The sequence below is a fragment of the Pseudomonas sp. MAG002Y genome, from assembly GCF_019400845.1.
Classification (GTDB): Bacteria; Pseudomonadota; Gammaproteobacteria; order Pseudomonadales; family Pseudomonadaceae; genus Chryseomonas; species Chryseomonas luteola.
Window position 1 is genome coordinate 1 of sequence record NZ_WOEJ01000041.1, and the last position, 5,020, is coordinate 5,020.

Genomic DNA, 5,020 nt, shown 5'->3' on the forward strand with positions numbered 1-5,020 from the left:
ACGGCCCTTCAGGAAGCTCAAGGCTCCAGTGAGATCTCATCTTGAGGCAAGTTTCCCGCTTAGATGCTTTCAGCGGTTATCTTTTCCGAACATAGCTACCCGGCAATGCCACTGGCGTGACAACCGGAACACCAGAGGTTCGTCCACTCCGGTCCTCTCGTACTAGGAGCAGCCCCTCTCAAATCTCAAACGTCCACGGCAGATAGGGACCGAACTGTCTCACGACGTTCTAAACCCAGCTCGCGTACCACTTTAAATGGCGAACAGCCATACCCTTGGGACCGGCTTCAGCCCCAGGATGTGATGAGCCGACATCGAGGTGCCAAACACCGCCGTCGATATGAACTCTTGGGCGGTATCAGCCTGTTATCCCCGGAGTACCTTTTATCCGTTGAGCGATGGCCCTTCCATACAGAACCACCGGATCACTAAGACCTACTTTCGTACCTGCTCGACGTGTCTGTCTCGCAGTCAAGCGCGCTTTTGCCTTTATACTCTGCGACCGATTTCCGACCGGTCTGAGCGCACCTTCGTACTCCTCCGTTACTCTTTAGGAGGAGACCGCCCCAGTCAAACTGCCCACCATACACTGTCCTCGATCCGGATAACGGACCAGAGTTAGAACCTCAAGCATGCCAGGGTGGTATTTCAAGGATGGCTCCACGAGAACTGGCGTCCTCGCTTCAAAGCCTCCCACCTATCCTACACAAGCAGGCTCAAAGTCCAGTGCAAAGCTACAGTAAAGGTTCACGGGGTCTTTCCGTCTAGCCGCGGATACACTGCATCTTCACAGCGATTTCAATTTCACTGAGTCTCGGGTGGAGACAGCGCCGCCATCGTTACGCCATTCGTGCAGGTCGGAACTTACCCGACAAGGAATTTCGCTACCTTAGGACCGTTATAGTTACGGCCGCCGTTTACCGGGGCTTCGATCAAGAGCTTCGCTTGCGCTAACCCCATCAATTAACCTTCCGGCACCGGGCAGGCGTCACACCCTATACGTCCACTTTCGTGTTTGCAGAGTGCTGTGTTTTTAATAAACAGTCGCAGCGGCCTGGTATCTTCGACCGGCATGAGCTTACGGAGCAAGTCCTTCACTCTCACCGGCGCACCTTCTCCCGAAGTTACGGTGCCATTTTGCCTAGTTCCTTCACCCGAGTTCTCTCAAGCGCCTTGGTATTCTCTACCCGACCACCTGTGTCGGTTTGGGGTACGATTTCTAATTACCTGAAGCTTAGAGGCTTTTCCTGGAAGCATGGCATCAACCACTTCCTCTTCATAAGAAGAGTCGTCATCAGCTCTCGGCCTTAACTGTCCGGATTTACCTAAACAGTCAGCCTACCGCCTTAAACTTGGACAACCAACGCCAAGCTGGCCTAGCCTTCTCCGTCCCCCCATCGCAGTAATTAGAAGTACAGGAATATTAACCTGTTTCCCATCGACTACGCCTTTCAGCCTCGCCTTAGGGGTCGACTCACCCTGCGTCGATTAACGTTGCGCAGGAACCCTTGGTCTTTCGGCGTGCGAGTTTTTCACTCGCATTGTCGTTACTCATGTCAGCATTCGCACTTCTGATACCTCCAGCAAGCTTCTCAACTCACCTTCACAGGCTTACAGAACGCTCCTCTACCGCTCAACTTGCGTTGAACCCGTAGCTTCGGTGTGTAGTTTGAGCCCCGTTACATCTTCCGCGCAGGCCGACTCGACTAGTGAGCTATTACGCTTTCTTTAAAGGGTGGCTGCTTCTAAGCCAACCTCCTAGCTGTCTAAGCCTTCCCACATCGTTTACCACTTAACTACAACTTTGGGACCTTAGCTGACGGTCTGGGTTGTTTCCCTTTTCACGACGGACGTTAGCACCCGCCGTGTGTCTCCCATGCTTGCACTTCTGGGTATTCGGAGTTTGCATCGGTTTGGTAAGTCGGGATGACCCCCTAGCCGAAACAGTGCTCTACCCCCCAGAGTGATACATGAGGCGCTACCTAAATAGCTTTCGAGGAGAACCAGCTATCTCCGAGCTTGATTAGCCTTTCACTCCGATCCACAAGTCATCCCCTGCCTTTTCAACGGAAGTGGGTTCGGTCCTCCAGTCAGTGTTACCTAACCTTCAACCTGCTCATGGATAGATCGCCCGGTTTCGGGTCTATACCCAGCGACTAAAACGCCCTATTAAGACTCGCTTTCGCTACGCCTTCCCTATACGGTTAAGCTTGCCACTGAATATAAGTCGCTGACCCATTATACAAAAGGTACGCAGTCACCCAACAAAGTGGGCTCCCACTGCTTGTACGCATACGGTTTCAGGTTCTATTTCACTCCCCTCTCCGGGGTTCTTTTCGCCTTTCCCTCACGGTACTGGTTCACTATCGGTCAGTCAGTAGTATTTAGCCTTGGAGGATGGTCCCCCCATATTCAGACAACGTTTCACGTGCGCCGTCCTACTCGATTTCACTCAAAAGATCCTTTCACCTACGGGGCTATCACCCACTATGGCCGCACTTTCCAGAGCGTTCGGTTAAAATCAATTGAGCTTAAGGGCTAGTCCCCGTTCGCTCGCCACTACTTAGGGAATCTCGGTTGATTTCTTTTCCTCAGGGTACTTAGATGTTTCAGTTCCCCTGGTTCGCCTCTCACACCTATGGATTCAGTGTGAGATACCTGACTTATGTCAGGTGGGTTCCCCCATTCAGAGATCTCCGGATCACAGTCTATTTGCCGACTCCCCGAAGCTTATCGCAGGCTATCACGTCTTTCATCGCCTCTGACTGCCAAGGCATCCACCGTATGCGCTTATTCACTTGACCATATAACCCCAAAGAATCTGAAGTTATGTTTGGTTTGGAACACGACATTCGCCGAAAACTTGCGCTTGAACTCGCAAATTTACCTTGACCACATAGTCTGCAGTGAAACAGCCTATGTGTTCGTACTTCTATCACATACCCAAATTTTTAAAGAACAGTCTGAAAACAAAGTTCAGAAGTCAATGCTCCAACCCAACCCTTAAGGGGGGGTAAGCACTCAGTTCTGAGCTTTAACGCGGTGTTAGATGGTGGAGCCAAGGAGGATCGAACTCCTGACCTCCTGCGTGCAAAGCAGGCGCTCTCCCAGCTGAGCTATGGCCCCATCGATTGGTGGGTCTGGGCAGATTCGAACTGCCGACCTCACCCTTATCAGGGGTGCGCTCTAACCAACTGAGCTACAGACCCAATCGTCTAACGCTTGAGTCTTGACTCATCTCGCGTCTTTATTTCAGTGAATCAAGCAATTCGTGTGGGAGCTTATGCCAAAGCTGGGATCTATCGATTAAGGAGGTGATCCAGCCGCAGGTTCCCCTACGGCTACCTTGTTACGACTTCACCCCAGTCATGAATCACACCGTGGTAACCGTCCTCCCGAAGGTTAGACTAGCTACTTCTGGTGCAACCCACTCCCATGGTGTGACGGGCGGTGTGTACAAGGCCCGGGAACGTATTCACCGTGACGTTCTGATTCACGATTACTAGCGATTCCGACTTCACGCAGTCGAGTTGCAGACTGCGATCCGGACTACGATCGGTTTTATGGGATTAGCTCCACCTCGCGGTTTGGCAACCCTTTGTACCGACCATTGTAGCACGTGTGTAGCCCAGGCCGTAAGGGCCATGATGACTTGACGTCATCCCCACCTTCCTCCGGTTTGTCACCGGCAGTCTCCTTAGAGTGCCCACCATGATGTGCTGGTAACTAAGGACAAGGGTTGCGCTCGTTACGGGACTTAACCCAACATCTCACGACACGAGCTGACGACAGCCATGCAGCACCTGTGTCAGAGTTCCCGAAGGCACCAATCCATCTCTGGAAAGTTCTCTGCATGTCAAGGCCTGGTAAGGTTCTTCGCGTTGCTTCGAATTAAACCACATGCTCCACCGCTTGTGCGGGCCCCCGTCAATTCATTTGAGTTTTAACCTTGCGGCCGTACTCCCCAGGCGGTCAACTTATTGCGTTAGCTGCGCCACTAAAGTCTCAAGGACCCCAACGGCTAGTTGACATCGTTTACGGCGTGGACTACCAGGGTATCTAATCCTGTTTGCTCCCCACGCTTTCGCACCTCAGTGTCAGTATCAGTCCAGGTGGTCGCCTTCGCCACTGGTGTTCCTTCCTATATCTACGCATTTCACCGCTACACAGGAAATTCCACCACCCTCTACCGTACTCTAGCCAGGCAGTTTTGGATGCAGTTCCCAGGTTGAGCCCGGGGATTTCACATTCAACTTACCAAGCCACCTACGCGCGCTTTACGCCCAGTAATTCCGATTAACGCTTGCACCCTCTGTATTACCGCGGCTGCTGGCACAGAGTTAGCCGGTGCTTATTCTGCTGGTAACGTCAAAGCTGCAACGTATTAGGTTACAACCCTTCCTCCCAGCTTAAAGTGCTTTACGACCCGAGGGCCTTCTTCACACACGCGGCATGGCTGGATCAGGCTTTCGCCCATTGTCCAATATTCCCCACTGCTGCCTCCCGTAGGAGTCTGGACCGTGTCTCAGTTCCAGTGTGACTGATCATCCTCTCAGACCAGTTACGGATCGTCGCCTTGGTGAGCCGTTACCCCACCAACTAGCTAATCCGACCTAGGCTCATCTGATAGCGTGAGGTCCGAAGATCCCCCACTTTCTCCCGTAGGACGTATGCGGTATTAGCGTTCCTTTCGAAACGTTGTCCCCCACTACCAGGCAGATTCCTAGGCATTACTCACCCGTCCGCCGCTGAATCAGAGAGCAAGCTCTCCTCATCCGCTCGACTTGCATGTGTTAGGCCTGCCGCCAGCGTTCAATCTGAGCCATGATCAAACTCTTCAGTTCAAACATATCCGGGTTTTGAGAAAACCCTAAACTTGGCTCAGCAATCGCAAATAAACTCTCGAATTCACGAGTGTTACTTGTCTTGCTGATAATCTTGTCGATCCATCAGTCTTACAGCACAAGCACCCACACGAATTGCTTGATTCAACTTGTTAAAGAGCGGTTGGTTAAGACCT

2 tRNA genes and 2 rRNA genes are annotated in these 5,020 nt (G+C 52.1%); all 4 read right to left on the reverse strand.

The features are described 5' to 3' along the window. A 23S ribosomal RNA gene (locus tag GM154_RS25430) occupies window positions 1-2,804 on the reverse strand; the annotation flags it as partial. A 246-nt stretch (window positions 2,805-3,050) separates the two neighbouring features. Beyond that, window positions 3,051-3,126 (reverse strand) — tRNA-Ala (locus GM154_RS25435). Window positions 3,127-3,132: 6 nt separating this feature from the next. After that, window positions 3,133-3,209 (reverse strand) — tRNA-Ile (locus tag GM154_RS25440). A gap of 98 nt (window positions 3,210-3,307) precedes the next feature. After that, window positions 3,308-4,844, reverse strand: a 16S ribosomal RNA gene (locus GM154_RS25445). Window positions 4,845-5,020: the final 176 nt, after the last annotated feature.